This window comes from Agrobacterium sp. 16-172Ci (genome assembly GCF_053522725.1).
This window is the reverse complement of record NZ_JBNWBW010000029.1, coordinates 1-18025: the sequence shown is the minus strand read 5'-3', so window position 1 is coordinate 18025 and position 18025 is coordinate 1. Positions and strand designations below refer to the sequence as shown.

Genomic DNA, 18025 nt, shown 5'->3' with positions numbered 1-18025 from the left:
GGTCTCAAGACTCAGTTGAAGGAACATGCGGATGGCAGCCTTGTCCTCTAGCCAACACGTCACCGTAATAGGTGGTGGCATTTTCGGCGTATCTTCAGCAGTGCATCTTGCGCGGCTTGGCGTTCGAGTAACGCTCGTGACCGAGGCGAGCTTTGCGAGCCAAGCTTCCGGGCGCTCGCTATCTTGGCTCAATTCGGCGCGGTTCCGGTCCGCGGACTATCACCGTTTGCGGATCATCGGCATGGACCGTTACCGTACTCTTGCAAGCCGCAACGAAGGCGCTCCGTGGCTGCGCTTCGAAGGCGGTTTGACGTGGGATGCGGACGATGCGTCGAACCGCATTGCCGAAGCCTTCGCATATGAACAGTCGATCGGTTACGACTGCCAGCTTCTCGATCCAGCCGATGTGGCCAAGGTCACGCCCGGCATCGATGCCGGCGCGATCTCGCGTCAGGGTGCTATCTTCAATCCGGGGGAGGGCTGGGTCGATCTGCCTTCGCTGATCGAACTGATGTTACAGGAATTTCAGACGCTCGGTGGTAAGGTGATCACTGATGCTGGCAAGGCGAGTGTTGATGTGAAGGGCGGCCGTGCAACGGGTGTATCCACGGCCAGTGGCCTGCTTGTCGAAGCAGATGCAATTCTGGTTGCGACTGGCTCGGCGGTGCCCAGCATGGTGAAGGACGCCGGGCATTTTATCGCGGATGGCACGCCGACCGCGCTTCTCGTTAAATCTAAGCCTTTCAGTCATGCCGTTCGTGCCGTGCTCAATACGCCGAATGTCGCGCTGCGACCTACGCCTGACGGCTCTATCGTTTGCGATTCTGCATGGTCGGAAGCTGCGCTCAACCGCAATTCCAATGGCAGCTACGAAATAAAACAGGACATGATCGACCGTCTCCTGTCCGAAGCTTCGCGCGTTCTAGAAGGCAATCCGAAGCTGGAGCTTGAAAGCTACCATTGTGGACCCAAGCCAGTGCCGGGAGACGGTGAGGCGGTCATCGGCGCTCTGGAGGGCATTCCGGGCTATTTCGTCGCCTTCAGCCATAGCGGAGCGACGCTCGGCCTGATTACCGGTGAGCTGATTGCCCGTGAGATCGTGACAGGGCAGTCAAGTCCGCTACTGGCAAAATTTCGCCCGTCCCGTTTCACGGATCAGGATCGGGCGCTGCCTTCCTGAGGGCAAAGGATTAGACCAATGGATGGCGGCAAAGGAGGTGCTCCAGGCATGAACGATACGGACGTTGCTGTCGAGCTTTCAGGCGTCGACAAATGGTTCTCCATCCTGCAGGTTCTGTACGACATCAACCTTACAGTCAGTCGCAGGGAAAAGGTGGTGGTCTGTGGGCCTTCGGGCTCCGGCAAGTCGACCATGATCCGGTGCATCAATCATCTGGAAAAGCATCAGAAGGGCCGCATCGTCGTCAATGGCATTGAGCTGACGGAAAACAGGCGTAATATCGATCGCGTCCGGCAGGATGTCGGCATGGTTTTTCAGAACTTCAATCTTTATCCGCACCTGACCGTGCTCGAAAACTGCACGCTGGCGCCACGCTGGGTGAAGGGCGTTTCCAGAAAAGATGCGGAGGCCGTCGCCCGCTCCTATCTGGAACGGGTGCGCATTCCTGACAAGGCCGACTTTTACCCAAGCCAGCTTTCCGGCGGCCAGCAGCAGCGCGCAGCAATCGCCCGCTCGCTCTGCATGAATCCGAAGATCATGCTTTTCGATGAGCCGACATCCGCGCTCGACCCTGAACTTGTTCGCGAGGTGCTGGACACGATGGCGCAGCTTGCTAACGACGGCATGACCATGGTGTGCGTGACCCATGAAATGGGCTTTGCGCGCCAGGTCGCGGATCGGGTCGTCTTCATGGACGCGGGCCGGATCGTCGAAGTCGCATCCCCGGAAGAATTTTTCAGCGCTCCGAAGGAAAGCCGAACAAGAGCTTTCTTGAAGCAAATTCTGCACTAGCCGTGTCGGCAACAGGTTTTTCCCCATCCGAGGAAAGGTGCGGCAAAAATACAAGAACGAGAAACGTTCGATCAACAACGATGAAACAAAGGGAACCGCAGCTATGACCAAATCAATCAGTATGATTTCGCGCACGGCAACAGCTCTAGGGACCATTGCCGCCCTAATGCTTGCCTCAGCACCTGCCTCCGCCCAAACTCTGCCCAAGGCCATCAAGGACGCCGGCATAATCCGCATCGGCGTAAAATGCGACTCGCCGCCGTTCGGCGCATCCGGCACCGATGGCAAGCCGGCCGGCATCGAGATCGATATTGCCAAGCAAATCGGAATTGCCGCTTTCGGTTCAGCCAACAAGGCGGAATTGAGCTGCGTCGCGACGGATGCCCGTATCCCGTCGCTGACCGGCGGCAAGATCGACCTCATCATCGCGACACTCGGCAAAACGCCGTCGCGCGAGCAGGTCATCGATTATTCCAACATCTATTATTGGGGCAGCAGCCGCGTCATCGTCCCGAAGGAAAGCAAGGTCCAGAAGCTGGCCGATCTTGATGGCAAATCCATGCTCATCATCAAGGGCGGTTCGCAGCTGAAATGGCTCAAGGAGCGCATACCGACGCTCGAATTTATTCAACTCAACACCAATGCCGATAATCTTCAGGCCCTTCAGCAGGGACGCGCCGACGGTTATGTCGGGGATGCCATCACCATCGCGACGCTTGCCAGCAGCTATCCCCAGTTCCGCGCGCTCGAAGAGCCTGTTGACCTCGGCTTCAACGGCGTCGGCATCCGCAAGGGAGAAGATGAGCTGAAGGCATTCGTCAACGGCGTGCTGAAGAAGCTGAAGGATGAAAAGTTCTACTCGAAGACCGTTCCGACCTACGTCAAGGATCCGGTCGTCGCCGCTGAAATGATCAAGTCCTTCGAGTCGGATCCGCCCGCCACGAAGTGAACGCCTGATGAGGTCCCGGCAGCCATCGCGGCCGGGGCCGACGCTCACCGTTAACGCGAATACGGATGGTGGCTATGGATTTTGCTTATATTCTCGAAGCCTTGCCGGATCTGATGTCCGGCCTCAGGATGACGCTGCTCGTCAGTTTCATCGCGATCCTGCTGTCTTGCATCATCGGCGTGATCGGCTCGATCATGAGGACAAGTGGCGTGAAGGCACTGGAATATACCGTCACCGCCTATGTGGAGTTCATACGCGGCACGCCATTCCTCGTTCAAATCTTCTTTGTATTCTATGGTCTACCCAGCCTCGGCTTGCGTTTCAGCATATTCTGGTCCGGCGTGATCGCGCTCACGGCTTGGGCCAGTGCATTCCAGATCGAGAATTTCCGCGCAGGTTTGGCGGCGGTAGACAGGGGAATGCAGGATGCATCGGCATCGCTTGGCCTTAAACGATGGCACTACGGCGTTTTCATCGTGCTGCCGCTGGCCGCGCGCGCCGCGCTGCCATCTTCGATGAATACGATCGTCGCTACGATCAAGAACTCCGCTTATCTGCAGGCAATCGGCCTCGTGGAACTCACCTTCGTCGCCGTCGACAGGATCGCCTATGATTTCCGGGCGATTGAGATGTTTGCCTCGATCTGCGTGATCTACCTGCTTTGCGTCTTTACCGCATCCGGCGTCGGTTCCATGGTCGAACGCCGCCTCAACAGACCCTTTGGCGGGTGGTAAGAAATGCTGCTTCTCGAATTCAAGTCCTTCCTGCTTGACGGTATTCTCAACACCCTGCTTCTCTCCGGTGTCATGATTTTGGGCGGCACCTTCTTCGCCGTCATCTTCGCGACCGGACTTTCCGTGAAGACCGGATGGGTCAGTCGCCCGATTTACGGTCTGGTGGAGTGCCTTCGAGACATCCCGCTGATGGTTACCGTACTGATGGTCTACTTCGTGCTTCCACATGCAGGGCTTTCGTTGAACCCGTTCTGGTCGAGCGCTCTGAGTGTTTCCGTTTGGGGCGGCGCGAACGGGGCGCACATCATCCGTGCCGGATTGCTCTCCGTGCCCATAGGACAGCGAGAGGCGGCATTGTCTTCCGGCTTACGCAGTTGGAAAGGGCTACTCCTCGTCGTATTACCACAGGCTATGCCCATCATTCTGCCGCCCTATGTCAGCCTCGTTACAGGTCTGGTACAGGCGAGTTCTCTAGGATCAGTACTTGGTGTGAACGAACTGCTTCGCTCGGCCCAGATCCTCATCGAGCAGACCACCATCTCACGTGGAGGTAGCCCCGCCTATCTCGTTTATGGCGCCATTCTCGTTGTCTATTTCGCGCTTTGCTGGAGTATCTCTGCTCTCGGAGCCCGACTTGAGCGACATTTTGCCCGCCCATATCGAAGAGACAGGGACCGGAAGGCGCAAACAGTGGAGGCCACGCCTGTAATTCAGACGACGACATAATCATGGCCGAAACGACAACGTTGCTTAAGATTAAACCTATACACGCAGATGCGTAATGCAGGGCTGATTATTTGCTCGCCTTCCGGGGTCGTTTTACCTTACCCGATGGCTGCTGCGCTGAAGCGGTGCTCACAGAGTCCCGCACGACCAGAGTCGCCTGGAGCAGCGTCTCCCGACTTGTTTCAGTTGTCTCTCCAGTTAACCGAGCGATAAGATCCTCGGTGGCGGCAGCTGCCAATTCTCTGATCGGTTGCGAGACGACGGTCAGAGGAGGTGTTACCGCCGCCGTCCAATCAGCATCATCAAAAGAAATGAGCGAGACTTCATCCGGGATAACCAATCGTAAATTTCTGAAAACGTTCAACAAAACAAGCGCCACAGAACTATCTGTGGCAAGAACCGCGCTGGGACGGTCCGGTGTATCAAAGAGCCTACGGACCTTCTCAGCCAACTTCTCAATGTCCCAACCGCCGAGAACCACCAGGTTGGGGTCAATCTCGATGTTTGCATCGTGCAAAGCGGCACGATAACCGTCGATGCGCTCACGAACGGACGAAATCAGGTATTCTTTCTCTCCGTGAGACGGAGCGTTTGAGACGAGCGCAATGCGTTGGTGCCCCTTTGCAATTAGCGATGCAACCGCTTGGTGGGCCGCCCCATAGTTGTCGATTGCAAACGTATCTGCATTGAGGACAGGCACGCGGCGATCAAGCAAAACCAGCGGGCAACCGCCGTCCCTGGCACGCTTTAGATGATCGACATCGATGCTGGACGTCGGCGATACGATAAGACCATCGACTCGCTTGGATAGCAAAACACGCACCGCCTCACGTTCAAGCGCGATATCTTCATCAGTCGTCGCTAGAATGACAGCGAAACCCTTGGCACTGGCGGTGTCAGTAATGGCTCTGATCGCGCGGGCGAAGTAGAGATTCTCGATATCGGCAATGACGACACCGATCGTCTTGCTACGCCCTGTCGCCATGCTTCGGGCCAGTTGATTGGGCTGATAAGCCAGTTTCTTCGCTGCGGCGAATACCTTCTTGCGCGTGTCGGCTCCAACATAGCCGTAACTACCCAGGACGCGCGCAGCAGTGGCTCGAGAGACACCTGCAACCCGTGCCACATCATCGATTGTCGGCTGGCTGCCTACGCGTTCATTTTCTTTCATTTCATGGTCGCCTCGAAGGTCAGGAAGATCGTCTCGTATCAGACCAAGACACCTTAAACAAATCTCTTGACAGCGGCCAGCAAAATATGGGAGCGGTATCACATGAGAGCGGTATCACACATCGCCGCCATATGAGGAGCATCATGACAAACTATCCAAACCTTGTTTCGCCCGACGTCGATTTCCGCCGCATCACAGAGGCGGCGGTCGCGCAGCGTGAACGTATCGCTAGCGTGGCACAGACAGCAGCCAAGAACATGAGCAACCTGTTCCTTGTTGGTTGCGGTGGCTCCTACAACGATTTCTCGGCAGCATCATACCTTGCAGATCGTGCTGCTGAATTCCCGACGTTCATTTTCAACAGCGAGGAGTTTAATCGCCGTCGCCCTGCATTGCTCGGTCCAAAGTCGGTTGTCCTGGTCGCCTCCCATAACGGCACGACTGGAGAGACGATCGAAGCCGCCCGCTGGGCGCGCGCCGCCGGCGCTCACGTTATTGGCTTCACAAAGAACGAGACCACCAACCTTGCTGCTGAATGCGATGAGGTCTTCACCTATAACAGCGACCGCACGATCCTTGCTCCGAAGCAGGTTCTGATCGGCCTGATGGTCACGGCGCTGTTGAAGGCCGCTGGTTCTAAACTCGATTTCACGACAATCGACCAGGCTTATGCCGCTGTGCCGGCCGCTTTCGAGAAGGCAATCCAAGAAGCAGAGGCTCATCTGCATGAAATCGCCAAAACCTTTGGTCCCGAGCCATTCACCTATGTCCTCTCCGCTGGACCAAATCAAGGTGCGGGCTACGGGTTTGCGATGTGCTACCTGATGGAAATGCAGTGGAAGCATGCATCCTGGTTCAATGCGAACGAATTTCTCCACGGTGCTTTCGAAGTCGTTCAGCCTGATACGCCAGTCCTGCTGTTCAAGGGCGAAGACGACACCCGTGCTGTGATCGATCGTGTTGAAACGTTCCTCAACAAGAACACCAAGCGCTGCCTTGTCGTCGACTCTAAAGACTACACCTTGCCGGGTGTACCCGCGTCAATGCGCGGTGAGATTTCTCCACTGCTTCTGTCCACGCTCTCGAAGCGCCTCGCCGAGCATTATCAAGCTGTCACCGGGCACCTGCTGACAGACCGCCGCTACATGTTCAAAACAACCTACTGAGGCAGCGACATGCGTATTTGTGGCGTCGGCGACAATGTGGTCGACCGATATTATAATCAAAAGCTGATGTTTCCCGGTGGCAATGCGGTGAATTTCGCCGTCCATGCCGCGCGCAGCGGAATGGATGCTGCCTACCTTGGAGTTATCGGGACGGACTCGGATGGTGATCTGATCCGGTCGAGCCTCCAGGCCGAAGGCGTAGATCTGACACATCTGCGTGTCAAGGACGGCCCCAATGCCTTTGCGACCGTTCACATGGATGACGACGGCAACAATCGGAAATGGGGCCTTTGCGAAAAGGGCGTGTCGATGCTCCAGCTCGATAGTGCTGAACTTGAGTACCTCGCAGGTTTTGATCTGGCTCATACGGGTGAGACGAGTCGCTTAGACGGCCAGCTTCCCGAAATCCGCGAAAGGGTTGCGATCTCCTTCGATTTTTCGGATCGTGATCTGGATTATGCGGCGAGCGTATTGCCCTACGTGAAGGTTGCGGCCTTCTCGCGCTCGGGTGCTAGCGAGACTGAAATCGCCCGGGTCCTCGATATCGCCCATTCTGCCGGAGTCGAGCTCGTAACAATTACGCAGGGAGCTAAAGGGGCGACCGTATCCTATAAGGGTGAAGCCCTTTTCGTACCCGCAGTGCCCGTGGATGCCGTCGACACCCTCGGGGCAGGCGATGCATTTGTCGCCAGATTGGCATGCCGCGTATTGAACGGCGTTCCACTCGTAGAAGCCGGTAAAGACGCAGCCCAATACTCTGCGCTAATCTGCGGGACGCGCGGTGCCTTTGGTCACGCCCGTCCTATCACCCGCGATATTCCTTTGTGAGAGCGCCATGACAGAAAACCCAGCAGACTCCAAACTGACATTTCCGAACGAAGCCGACTACACCAGGCGCATAGAGCGCGCCAGAACCGCAATGAAGGAGAACGGCATTGACGTTCTCGCATTGTCGAGCTTCGACAACCATCGCTTCTTTACCGGGCTCGACGGCATCGCATCCGTGAGGCCGATCTGGTTCGTCTTCCCTCAGGATGGCAACCCGGCGTTCATTTCTCCACGCATCGAAGCACCTGAAATTCGCTCGCAGTGTACCGTTCCGGTCGCCGTCGAATGGGTTGAGTGGGAAGAGCCAGCCAAGACGCCAATGTCCTTTTCGGCTGCTCTGGCAAAGCATATCGAGGCGGTCGCCCCAACAGCACGCAAGATTGGCGTAGATTTTGACGCCACCTCCGCGCGCAGCCTGGATCTGGTTCGCGATGCTCTCGGTCGCGATCGAATCGTCGATATTACTGACATCATCCGCGAGGTGCGCCGACGTAAGGATCAGGCAACGATTGACGTTGTTCGCCGTAGCGCCGATATCGCAGCACACCAGTTCCTGGCAAGCCGAGATGCAGTAAGGCCTGGCGTTCCGGAGTGGAAAGTTGCGCTCGCATCGCGCACGGCCGCGATGGAACGCGCAGCGGAATGGTGGAATGGCGACGAAGACCATTCGCCGCTTCTGCAGGGCATCCACGTCATGGGCTGCGGTAGCATCCGTTCCGGTCGTGCACACGCTGTTGCTGCGGGTCGCCCAATGCGCGAAGGCGAGGTCGTACAGCTTTGCTATTGCGGCCGCCCCTTCTTTGGCCACGGAATATGTTTCGATCGACCGCTGAAGGTGGGGTCAGAAGAAGTCTCGGATGATCTTCGCAAGATTGTCGATGTCGCACGCAAAGCGCAAGAAGCCGCGCTGGCGAAAGTTCGTGCCGGCGTTACGACTGGCGAGGTCCACGCCGCTGCGGTCGCGGTTATCGAGGGCCATGGATACGGCGGCGCTATGCAGCATCGCACTGGGCGCGGTATCGGCCTGTCAGATCCCGAATTCCCTGAGATCAAGGCCAACGATCCGACGGTTCTCGAAGCCGGCATGTTGCTGGGCATCGAGCCTGGTGTTTACGTCGATGGCGTTGGCGGCGCCCGTTTTGGGGACACCATCCTTGTAACGGAGACGGGCTACGAGCCGCTCACGCCTCTTGAATTGGGCAGGGACATCTAATGACAGACCAGTCGCTCCCCGCCGTTTCCTTCCATCGTGTCACCCGGCGCTATGGGCCGGTCACTGCGGTGAGCGGCGTCACCCTCGACATCGCAAAGGGCGAATTCTTCGCACTGCTCGGCTCAAGTGGTTCCGGCAAAACTACGCTTCTCATGTTGCTTGCGGGTTTCGACCAACCGAGCGAAGGCAAGGTGCTGATGTCCGGCACTTCCGTGACGGAGGTGCCGCCGCACCGCCGCAGCATCGGCGTCGTATTTCAAAACTACGCCTTGTTCCCGCATATGACCGCAGCCGAGAATGTCGCCTACCCGCTCAAGATGCGCGGCGTCGGACGAAGTGAACGAGACGAGCGCGTAAAAGCGGCGCTCAGTCTCGTCAACCTGACAGATCGCGGGGCTTCATATCCTATACAGATGTCTGGAGGACAACAGCAGCGTGTGGCACTTGCTCGCTCACTGGTCTTCGGCCCTGATATTTTGCTCATGGATGAACCGCTCGGAGCTCTCGACCGGAGACTTCGTGACCAGATGCAGCACGAGCTGAAGCGCATCCAGCACGAACTCGGCATCACCGTCATCTATGTTACCCACGACCAGTCGGAAGCCATGGCGATGGCTGACCGGATTGGAATCATGTCGGGCGGTGAACTACTTCAGGTAGCCGATCCTGAGACCATTTACGCAGCGCCTTCCAATCATTTTGTTGCACGGTTCATCGGCGATTGCTCGATCCTCCGGGTTACAAACCTGGACGAGGGCCGAGGATACGAGATCGCAGGGGGGCGCCAGTTGCTGCCGTCCCCGGCTAAGACGCCTTTCGATATTGTGGTCCGACCGGAAAGCGTTTCTATCCGCTCAGTCGCCGAAGCAAATTCGGACGAAGGCTTCGCGGTTCCAGCAACAATTCGCGACATCACCTATCTCGGATCCGGGTGGCGCGTAGCACTGCAAATTTCTGACGGGCAATCGCTGCTTGCCAACGTCATGCGAGGAGACCTTTTGGCCGGAAGCCTTGAGCCCGGAAAAAGCGTAATCGCGCGCTGGGCTCCAGCGTCCGTCGCCGTTCTTCCGACTGAAGGATGACCCTAAAGCGGAATGTTAGAGGAGAAGAAACTGTGGGAACGATCAAACAAAAAACTGGGATTTGGCTTGCAGCTGCGGCCGTCTTTCTTCTTGCTGGCGCAGCATCCGCTGCCGAAGTGGTAGTTGCTTCATACGGTGGCACTTTTCAGGATGCTCAGACAAAGGCTTTTTTCGAGCCTTACAACAAAGCATCGGGTGTAAAGGTCACTGCCACGACAGGTTCAGCCTACGCGAAGGTCAAGGCTATGGTTGAGAGCGGTAATGTGACGTGGGATGTCGTGTCCGCTGAAAGTTCGGCACATGCGAACGAGGCCAAGGACAGCCTTCTCGAACCGCTCGACTACAACGTAATCAAGGCCGACGGTGTCCCCGCCGAACTCCGCACCAAGTACGGCATCGGCTATATCACATTCGGCATGAACCTTTCCTGGGACAAGGCGAAGTTTGCGAATGGCGTTACGCCGGCGCAGTTTTTCGATCCCTCGGTGAAAGCTCGTCGTGCTGTTCCGCTAGAGCCCGAATACACGATTGAATTTGCCCTGCTCGCCGACGGCGTCAAGGCTGCCGATCTCTACCCGTTGGACGTCGACCGAGCACTCAAGGTGATCGACCGTGTCAAAGAGCAGATCGTTGCCTACAAGGGTGCCGCTGACACCCAGGCGCTGATCCAGCAGGGTGAAATCGATCTGGCCTACATCCCGAACGGCCGAGTGAATAACGCGATCAAGGCCGGGGCAAACTGGGCTTACGGTTGGGACGCGTCCGTCTCCGATACGGAATGGTGGGTCGTCGTGAAAGGTGCTCCGCACAAGGATGAAGCGATGAAATTCATCAATTTTGCTGTTCAGCCCGAGAACCAGGCGGAGCTGACACGAAACATCCCCTACGGTCCAACCAATGTCGAAGCGCTTAAGCTTCTCGATCCTGCGGTCGCAAAAGACCTCCCAAGCTACCCGGAGAATGCGAAGCTTGGCGCAATCCTCGATTCAAAGTGGTGGAACGACAATCGTGATGCAGTGAAGGCTCGCTGGTCCACATACATAATGAACTGATCGGTTTAAGGCAGGAGCAAACGACGATGACGCGAAATTTTTCAAGAGACTGGGAGCGACTCTTCCTACTTGCTCCGGTGTTTATCCTCCTCCTCGTCGCATTCGCACTGCCACTGCTTTACATCGTGCCCTCTGCGTTCGGCGGAAATGCCGCCGGGCGTTTTCTCAAGATTTTCGAAAGTCCGGTATACCTGAAAATCATTTGGACGACGGTGCGGATCAGCCTTGAAGCGACTGTGATAACACTCGTTGTCTCCTTTCCGCTGGCGTGGCTCCTGAGCCGGGCGACGGGATTTAAGGCGATGTTTCTCGGATTGCTGGTCCTTGTTCCGTTTTTGAGCAGCGTTCTGGTTCGAACCTTCGCGTGGCTGGCAATCCTAGGCCAGCGTGGGCTTATCAACGGGACGCTGCTTAGTCTTGGTCTTATTTCGGAACCCTTGCCGCTCCTCTTCAGCGAACCTGCGGTCATCCTCGCTTTGGTTCACTCTTCAATTCCTATGATGGTATTCGCCCTTGTAACAGTGCTTCGTCGCATCGACGGCCGCGTCCTGCTGGCAGCCAACACTCTTGGCGCGAACCCGCTCCGGGCTTGGTTTGGCATCGTCATCCCACTCTCGATACGTGGAATCCAATCAGGCGTCATCATCATCTTCCTCTTCACCATCGCCAGCTTCATTGCGCCGGCCTTCCTTGGCAATCAACGCCAGCAAATGCTCGCGCAAGTAATCCAGTCGGAGATCGAGACTGGTGCAGACTGGCCATTCGCCGCAGCACTTGGCATCACACTCGCGTTGATCGCGACAATCGTCGTCGCCCTGTTGAGCTGGGGTTTGAGCTTCTTCTCTCGTTGGCAAAGGCCAGGCTCGTCGCCTGCGAACCGATCGCAGCCGTCAGCGGGGCACGCGGACATGGATCTTCTACGTCGTCCTGTGGCATTACCCTCTGCTCGGTTTCAGTTTTCGACACTGTTGTCGAACGGCGCACGCTTGTTTGAACCAGTTTATCTTACATTGATTTCAATCTTCATTCTCCTGCCGCTCGTTGTTCTCTTTCCGGTATCGTTCAGCTCGGCCGACGTACTCATCTTTCCGCCTCCTGGCTATTCGTTGCGCTGGTTCGAGACCATCTTCAGCAGTTCAGAATGGACTAGCGCGGCAGTTACGAGCCTACGTATTGGTGTAGCCACTTGCTTGCTCAGCCTGGTGCTTGCCACGTTCGCCGTGCTCGGATTCGGTCGGCAGAAGTTTATACTTCAGGGGGTGTTAGAAGCCTTGGTGCAAGCTCCCCTCAGCGTCCCGGCCGTCGTATTCGCGCTTGGCGCATATCTTGCTTTCGCACGGGTTGGGCTTGTGGATACGGAAATAGGTATCATCATAGCACACACGGTGCTGATCTTCCCCGTCGTTTATCTTATAGCATCGGCGACTTATAGCTCGATCGATCCAAGGCTTTCGCTCGCGGCGGCAAGCCTCGGAGCAAACCCTTGGAGCGTTTTTCGTACGATCGTCTTCCCATTGTTGCTACCTGGTCTTGCAATCGGCGCACTGATTGCCGTTCTCCTTTCATTTGATGAATCGGTGGCATCGATCTTTCTTAGTGACCTTTCGGTCAAGACACTGCCGAGAAAATTGTGGGAAGGGATCCGCTTCAACACAAGTCCAGAATCCGCCGCCGTTTCCGCGGTTCTCCTAGGCGTGACGTGCGCCTTTATCGTCGTCGGCATCGTGGTCATGCTGTGGCGCAAGAGAGTCGCTGGCGCTCCGACCATGATTGGAGTTTTGGACACCTCCGCGGAAGAAACTTAGGCTTCCCAAGCCGATGTGGCTGCCGTCGGAATTCGCCGGCGGTAGCCGCTAGCAGCGGAGGCGGCATGATCGGGCCATCGGGAAATGTGGGGTCTGTCTGGCCTGCGGAGTGACCGACATGCGGAGTGGCATTGATGGTCTATCGGCGCGATCTTTGGTTTCCGCGAAAAGCGCGCTGATCGGGTCAAACTTCTTTGGTGGGACGGTCAGACGTTCTGCCTGTTCAACAAATATCTGGGTTCATAGTAGACCTCTTTCCTCGCCAGTTGATGTTCTTGTCGTGGGTTGCATTTGTCGTTGAGCAGGCGTGCGATCTTCGAGCCGACTGCGTTGCTTTTGCGGCAAGTTTGTTGATTGCCATTGAGAACTGACCCGGAGGGGGTGTGGATAAAAAGTTGGACAGCTTTACAAGTTAGGGCCAAGACTTCTTCGATATTCGATCGGGCTGAGTGATCCCAGGGATATCTTAATACGCCTCTCATTGTACCAGCGGATATAAGCGTCTATCTCGGCAACGAACTGTTCGATTCTAATAGCCTTCCAGTCTCGGGGATAGAAGAGCTCTGTTTTCATCCGGCAGAAGAAGACCTCACAAGCAAAGTTATCTTGTGAGCAGTCCTTCGGGGCATTGAGCGAATTAGGTTTGCTTCGCTAATCCGCATTAGCCAGCCGACCCAGCGATAATGAGCTCCGCGAGCGGAATGGACGATTGGTCGTTCCTCGCCGTCTGTCATGGTCTCAATGGCTGCATCAAGCATAGTATTCCCCCGCGTCTGGTTGCGATCCAATCGACCAACTGATGACCGTTCCGTCGAAGTAGTCGATGATGCGCGCAAGGTAGACGTTCCCGGCTGGGATATTGAACCCGGTGATATCTGTCAGCCACTTCAGGTTCGGCGCTTTTGCATGGAAATCGCGATTGATTAGGTTCTCGGTGCCGGACTTATTTTTCCCCAGGTATGATCCGAAACGCCGTCGGCGCGGTCTGGCAACGACCAGTTGCTCCTCCAACCCATCAGTGAAAATTAACGCGTATGATTTGAAACTACATTGCACCGAACGTGAAGCGGCTGGAAAACGCTATCTCATAATCGATATTACGTCGACAGGAAGTGTAGCCGCAAAGTTGAAGTGTCCTGATTCTTCAAAGTTGGAATGTCACTCTCCCCGGGCCTTAACGATGCCTGGGAGATTGCAGATGGGATTGATAGCGATGAGCGAGCGCGATCTGCAACGGATCGAGATTTTGTCGAAGGTGGTTGCCGGCCGGATGACCACGGTATCGGCGGCGCATGTGCTTGATCTGAGCGAGCGCCAGGTGCGCCGGCTGCTGGAGCGCATGCGGACTGGCGGGGCGGCTTCGATCCGGCACAAGGCAATCGGTCGGCCGTCGAACAACCGGATCAGCGCCGGGGTTCGCGATTATGCAATGACGCTGGTTCGCGAACGCTATGCGGATTTCGGGCCGACATTGGCGACGGAGAAGCTGGCCGAGCGCAATGGACTGCGTGTATCGCGCGAGACGGTGCGCAGCTGGATGACTGATGCCGGCCCCTGGCTGTCGCGCAAGCAGCGCCGGACGTTTCATCAGCCGCGGTTACGGCGAGAAGCCTATGGCGAACTGGTGCAGATCGACGGCTCGGAGCATCGCTGGTTCGAGGATCGCGGACCGTCTTGCTCGCTGCTGGTATTTGTCGACGATGCGACCGGCAGGTTGATGCAGCTGCGCTTCGTGCGCTCCGAAAAAGTGCCTTCAGCTATTTCGAGGCATTGGAGCTGTATCTCAAGCGTCATGGCGCGCCGGTTGCCTTCCATTCGGACAAGCATTCAGTGTTCCGGGTGGCGAAGAAGGATGCCAGGGGTGGTCAGGGCATGACCCAGTTCGGGCGTGCGCTCTGCGAGCTAAACATCGAGATTCTCTGTGCAAATTCGAGCCAGGCCAAGGGTCGGGTCGAGCGGATGAACCGGACGCTGCAGGATCGCCTGGTCAAGGAGCTCAGGCTTTCTGGCATCGACAGCATGCAGGCGGGCAATGCGTTCTTGCCGGGCTTCATAGAGGACTACAACGCGCGTTTTGCAATCGTCCCTGCCCGTCCCGACGATCTGCATCGGCCGCTGAATCTGGCGCCGGATCGGTTGACTGAGATCCTGTGCAAGCGCGAGCAGCGCTATGTCGGATCGCAGCTGACGTTTTCGTTCGAGCGCAAGCGGATCATGCTGGAGGAGACCGCGGTGACGCGTGGCCTGGTTGGCCGTTATGTCGAGACCTATGCCTATGCGGACGGTCGGCTGGATGTGCGATGGAAGGGACATTCCCTGCCCTATCAGGTGTTCGACAAGGACCAGCGGGTAACGCATGCGGCGATCACCGAGAACAGGCGGCTCGGTGATGTCCTGGCATATATCAAGGAGCGTCAGGACGAGCGCCCGGCGCCTGACGTGAAGAACAACAGCGATAAGAATGGATACATCAAACGCGCTCGTGGACCTGGTCGTCGGAAAGACTTCACGACCGATCCGGTTGTGATTGCGCGGCGAAAGAAAGCACTGTCGCAACAGCCGGCTGCGGAGTGAGGCGTCTCAAAGCTAAAGCCGAAGAGGTGTGTCAATCACCCGCCCCGATCTGATCTTGCAAGCGGGATCAGCCGCTCAGATCGGGGCTGGTCGGTGTTGCGTGTGGTGACATGCGGACATTTCTACTTTGCAAACCCGCGGACATTCCAACTTCCCATCCACAGGAAGAGCATAGACAAATTTTCGCATCAACGAACATTTGCACGGACACGACACCGTCATATATCCTGCCACTCAGCGCCAATCAGGGAAGGACACAAGCGCTTGTGAAATGGATACGTAAATAAATTAATCGGCTACAGCATGCCATTCCAAAAGTAATACGTCAGTGCTTGCGTTCAGAACCAATATGACAAAGCAAAGCGTTCAAACTTCAACTATAGGCTGCTTTCACGCCGCTTTCGTAAAATTTTTTGCACTCGTTTAAAAAAGATCCATAGACTTTAGAGAGTGGCGGTAGAATACGTGGCCCACAATCCATAGCCTTTTACTACACCTATAAATAGACCTTAACCAATTTATGCAATCAAATCCAACTCAAGCAAACAAACTTGCCTTCTTACAAATACCTCTTATATTTGTTAATATCCCTCAAAGACATGGCTCTATCTTCAAACCGTTTAAGCGAAGAGAGTTTTACTGCAACCGAAAACAGTTTCTCCTCACCTAGAGTGGACTACCGCAACCGCGTCGCTAGTCTCCAAGCCGAGATGAAAAAGATTAAGCTGGAAATTATTTTGTTGCACGGCTCGGCTAGCCATCGTTTTTTTTCAGGATTGGACGGCCTCCCAGACGTAAGGCCAGTCTTCCTTATTGTACTTCCAGATTCAGAGCCAGTGTTTGTCTCGCCTCGTATCGAAGCAGTTGTGATACGCAAGAAATGTACCGAGAAGGTCATTGCAGAATGGGGGGACTGGGAAGAACCTGGATTATTCAGGTCATTTGAAGATGCTATCGCCGATCGAATCAAAAAAGCGGCGCCACAAGCAGCAACAATTGGTATCGACTGTGATACAATCACTGCCCTAAATCTCGATCTCCTCGTTAAAAAATTTCATCCTATAGGTATCTCGGATGTCTCAGACTTAGTCGGAGATATTCGCCGCTTCAATGATGCAGCGGCCATGAACCGGTTGTCGCAAGCTGCCGAAGTTGCCGTACATAAATTTCGGGCAATCTTGGATGCGATCACACCAGGTATCGCTGAGTGGCAGGCGGCTCTCCAAGGCTACTGCGCTGCAACAGAGTGCGTGGCCAAGTTTTTGAAGGGAGATGTGAACTACTCACCCCTCGGTTCCAGCTTCACTGTTATGGGTAGCGGGCCCGAGCGCTCAGCGCATGCGCATTCTGTAGCTGCTGGACGCATTATGAGGGAAGGCGACCTAGTCCAAATTTGTTGCTGCACGCCGACATTTCTTGGGCAAGAAATTTGCTTTGACCGACCCGTAGTCGTTGGCACACTGGAATTGCCGCAAGCTGTAAAAAAAATCTTGAAAGCAGCGCGTGAGGCCTCGGCGGCGGCTTGGGCATCAGTCCGTCCGGGTGTGACGGCGGGAGAAGTGCACAACGCCGCATTGGATGTTATTGTCCGATATGGCTATGAGGAAGGAATGCAGCATGGCACTGGGCGGTCAATTGGTTCTGGCGGCGTTGGATTTCGTATCAAAGCCGGGGACCCAACAGTACTTAAGGAAGGTGACATGATTGCTATTGAGCCGGGAGTCTATGAATACGGTGTTGGCGGAGCACGCTATGGTGACACGGGGATCGTAGTGGATAAAGGATGCAAGATAATCACACCATTTCAGTTGGCTAGGGACTGACACCGCCCCAATATTGCTCAGTAATACTACTGAGACCTTTATTATCCCTGCGCGTTTTGTAGAATATCACAAGGATTTACCTTGACCTTTCAAAATAATAAAACACTGCAATTTATTGTTATATTTTAAATAAATTTTTATGTTTGTAATTTTCAATACTACAGTGATATTTTGAAATTAAAATTATTGAATTCGTAAAATACTGAAATTCAAGACAATATCATATAATAATTGAAACTTCGCAATTACATAGGCAGGAATACATAATCAGAAATACACACAATATTGCTTGCAGCCCAACGCAAATCACATAATGCGCAATTATTTCACAAACATAGTAGAAGCTCATCAGTTGAATGCAATGTTGGGACGCTCAATTTCTTCGCGGATGAGTTTTGCGATATGCTCAGGCCCAACCGTATCAGTCAAAGAACTCATGTTGGTAGCGGAAACAGCTAGGCATATATCAATTGCTCCTACACGATGGTCCAATCCGATATGATTGATAATCTGTGTTAGGCTCCCACATGCATGATTGGTCACATTGTAGCCAACAAAGGAATTAAACCCACGCTGGCGAGACATTGAGTTGAGATTAACGATGCGGCCAGAACCAGATTCAATCAGATAAGGCATGCATAGCTTTGTCATGATTAGAGGGGCCACGCAGTTGATATCCCATTGCTTTTGAAGCATCTCGACATTGATCTCTTTCTCGAGGTCAACATGATCGACACAGCCAGCATTGTTGACTAATCCATCGATCTTGTTGAATTTCGCGACGGTCGTGCTCACCCAATCTTTCATTGAGCTGTGATCAAGTGCATCAAAACAGTAACCCTCCGCCGAAGGCCGTCTGCCGTGATTTGCTGATTAGCTTTAAGTCTATACCTTATGTCATGCGCTACAGTCATTTCCCCCATTGAGGTT

14 protein-coding genes and 3 pseudogenes are annotated in these 18025 nt (G+C 55.1%); 14 read left to right on the top strand and 3 right to left on the bottom strand.

Going from position 1 to position 18025, the window contains the following annotated elements; all coding sequences use genetic code 11:
• Positions 1–31 precede the first annotated feature (31 nt).
• From ACQZ40_RS21500 to ACQZ40_RS21480, 5 genes are all read left to right on the top strand, one after another.
• Entirely contained in the window at positions 32–1180 is a 1149-nt protein-coding gene (locus ACQZ40_RS21500; RefSeq protein WP_065657548.1) for an NAD(P)/FAD-dependent oxidoreductase, read from the top strand.
• 48 nt (positions 1181–1228) lie between these two features.
• Positions 1229–1972 (top strand): amino acid ABC transporter ATP-binding protein, encoded by a 744-nt coding sequence (locus ACQZ40_RS21495; RefSeq protein ID WP_065657622.1) that lies wholly within the window; start codon positions 1229–1231, stop codon positions 1970–1972.
• Positions 1973–2075: 103 nt separating this feature from the next.
• A complete protein-coding gene (locus ACQZ40_RS21490; protein WP_081307307.1) occupies positions 2076–2921 on the top strand; it encodes a cysteine ABC transporter substrate-binding protein in 846 nt (281 codons plus the stop codon).
• Positions 2922–2995: 74 nt separating this feature from the next.
• Positions 2996–3655: an amino acid ABC transporter permease gene (locus ACQZ40_RS21485; RefSeq protein WP_139103027.1), complete on the top strand. Its 660-nt coding sequence runs from the start codon at positions 2996–2998 to the stop codon at positions 3653–3655.
• A gap of 3 nt (positions 3656–3658) precedes the next feature.
• Entirely contained in the window at positions 3659–4381 is a 723-nt protein-coding gene (locus ACQZ40_RS21480) for an amino acid ABC transporter permease (protein WP_032489949.1), read from the top strand.
• A gap of 67 nt (positions 4382–4448) precedes the next feature.
• Here ACQZ40_RS21480 and ACQZ40_RS21475 read toward each other — a convergent pair whose 3' ends face one another.
• Positions 4449–5552, bottom strand: coding sequence for a LacI family DNA-binding transcriptional regulator (locus tag ACQZ40_RS21475; protein ID WP_065657547.1), 1104 nt, complete (start codon positions 5550–5552; stop codon positions 4449–4451).
• A gap of 143 nt (positions 5553–5695) precedes the next feature.
• Between ACQZ40_RS21475 and ACQZ40_RS21470 the strand changes: the two genes are divergently transcribed.
• The 7 genes from ACQZ40_RS21470 (at position 5696) to tnpB (ending at position 12944) form a co-directional block, all read left to right on the top strand.
• Positions 5696–6718, top strand: a complete 1023-nt coding sequence (locus ACQZ40_RS21470; RefSeq protein WP_065657546.1) for an SIS domain-containing protein — start codon at positions 5696–5698, stop codon at positions 6716–6718.
• A 9-nt stretch (positions 6719–6727) separates the two neighbouring features.
• Positions 6728–7546 carry a PfkB family carbohydrate kinase gene (locus ACQZ40_RS21465; protein ID WP_032489946.1) on the top strand — a complete coding sequence of 273 codons (819 nt, stop codon included), beginning with the start codon at positions 6728–6730 and terminating at the stop codon, positions 7544–7546.
• Positions 7547–7553: 7 nt separating this feature from the next.
• Positions 7554–8759 carry a M24 family metallopeptidase gene (locus ACQZ40_RS21460; RefSeq protein WP_032489945.1) on the top strand — a complete coding sequence of 402 codons (1206 nt, stop codon included), beginning with the start codon at positions 7554–7556 and terminating at the stop codon, positions 8757–8759.
• A complete protein-coding gene (gene potA, locus ACQZ40_RS21455) occupies positions 8759–9841 on the top strand; it encodes a polyamine ABC transporter ATP-binding protein (RefSeq protein ID WP_032489944.1) in 1083 nt (360 codons plus the stop codon). The genes ACQZ40_RS21460 and potA overlap by 1 nt, the downstream gene beginning before the upstream one ends.
• Positions 9842–9873: 32 nt before the next feature.
• Positions 9874–10893, top strand: coding sequence for a polyamine ABC transporter substrate-binding protein (locus ACQZ40_RS21450; RefSeq protein ID WP_065657545.1), 1020 nt, complete (start codon positions 9874–9876; stop codon positions 10891–10893).
• A 26-nt stretch (positions 10894–10919) separates the two neighbouring features.
• The gene (locus tag ACQZ40_RS21445; RefSeq protein ID WP_174000897.1) at positions 10920–12698 is read left to right on the top strand and encodes an ABC transporter permease subunit; all 1779 of its coding nucleotides are present in this window, start codon (positions 10920–10922) and stop codon (positions 12696–12698) included.
• A gap of 141 nt (positions 12699–12839) precedes the next feature.
• Positions 12840–12944: an IS66 family insertion sequence element accessory protein TnpB gene (gene tnpB / locus ACQZ40_RS21440; RefSeq protein WP_081307306.1), complete on the top strand. Its 105-nt coding sequence runs from the start codon at positions 12840–12842 to the stop codon at positions 12942–12944.
• A gap of 159 nt (positions 12945–13103) precedes the next feature.
• Here tnpB and ACQZ40_RS21435 read toward each other — a convergent pair.
• A pseudogene (locus ACQZ40_RS21435) lies at positions 13104–13706 on the bottom strand (IS3 family transposase); the annotation flags it as partial.
• 190 nt (positions 13707–13896) lie between these two features.
• Between ACQZ40_RS21435 and ACQZ40_RS21430 the strand changes: the two are divergent.
• Together ACQZ40_RS21430 and ACQZ40_RS21425 are read left to right on the top strand one after the other, a co-directional pair.
• Positions 13897–15272: pseudogene (locus ACQZ40_RS21430) on the top strand (ISNCY family transposase).
• A gap of 551 nt (positions 15273–15823) precedes the next feature.
• A complete protein-coding gene (locus tag ACQZ40_RS21425; RefSeq protein ID WP_139103025.1) occupies positions 15824–17095 on the top strand; it encodes a M24 family metallopeptidase in 1272 nt (423 codons plus the stop codon).
• Between the two features lie 348 nt (positions 17096–17443).
• Here ACQZ40_RS21425 and ACQZ40_RS21420 read toward each other — a convergent pair.
• Positions 17444–17935: pseudogene (locus tag ACQZ40_RS21420) on the bottom strand (SDR family NAD(P)-dependent oxidoreductase); the annotation flags it as partial.
• Between the last annotated feature and the right edge of the window lie 90 nt (positions 17936–18025).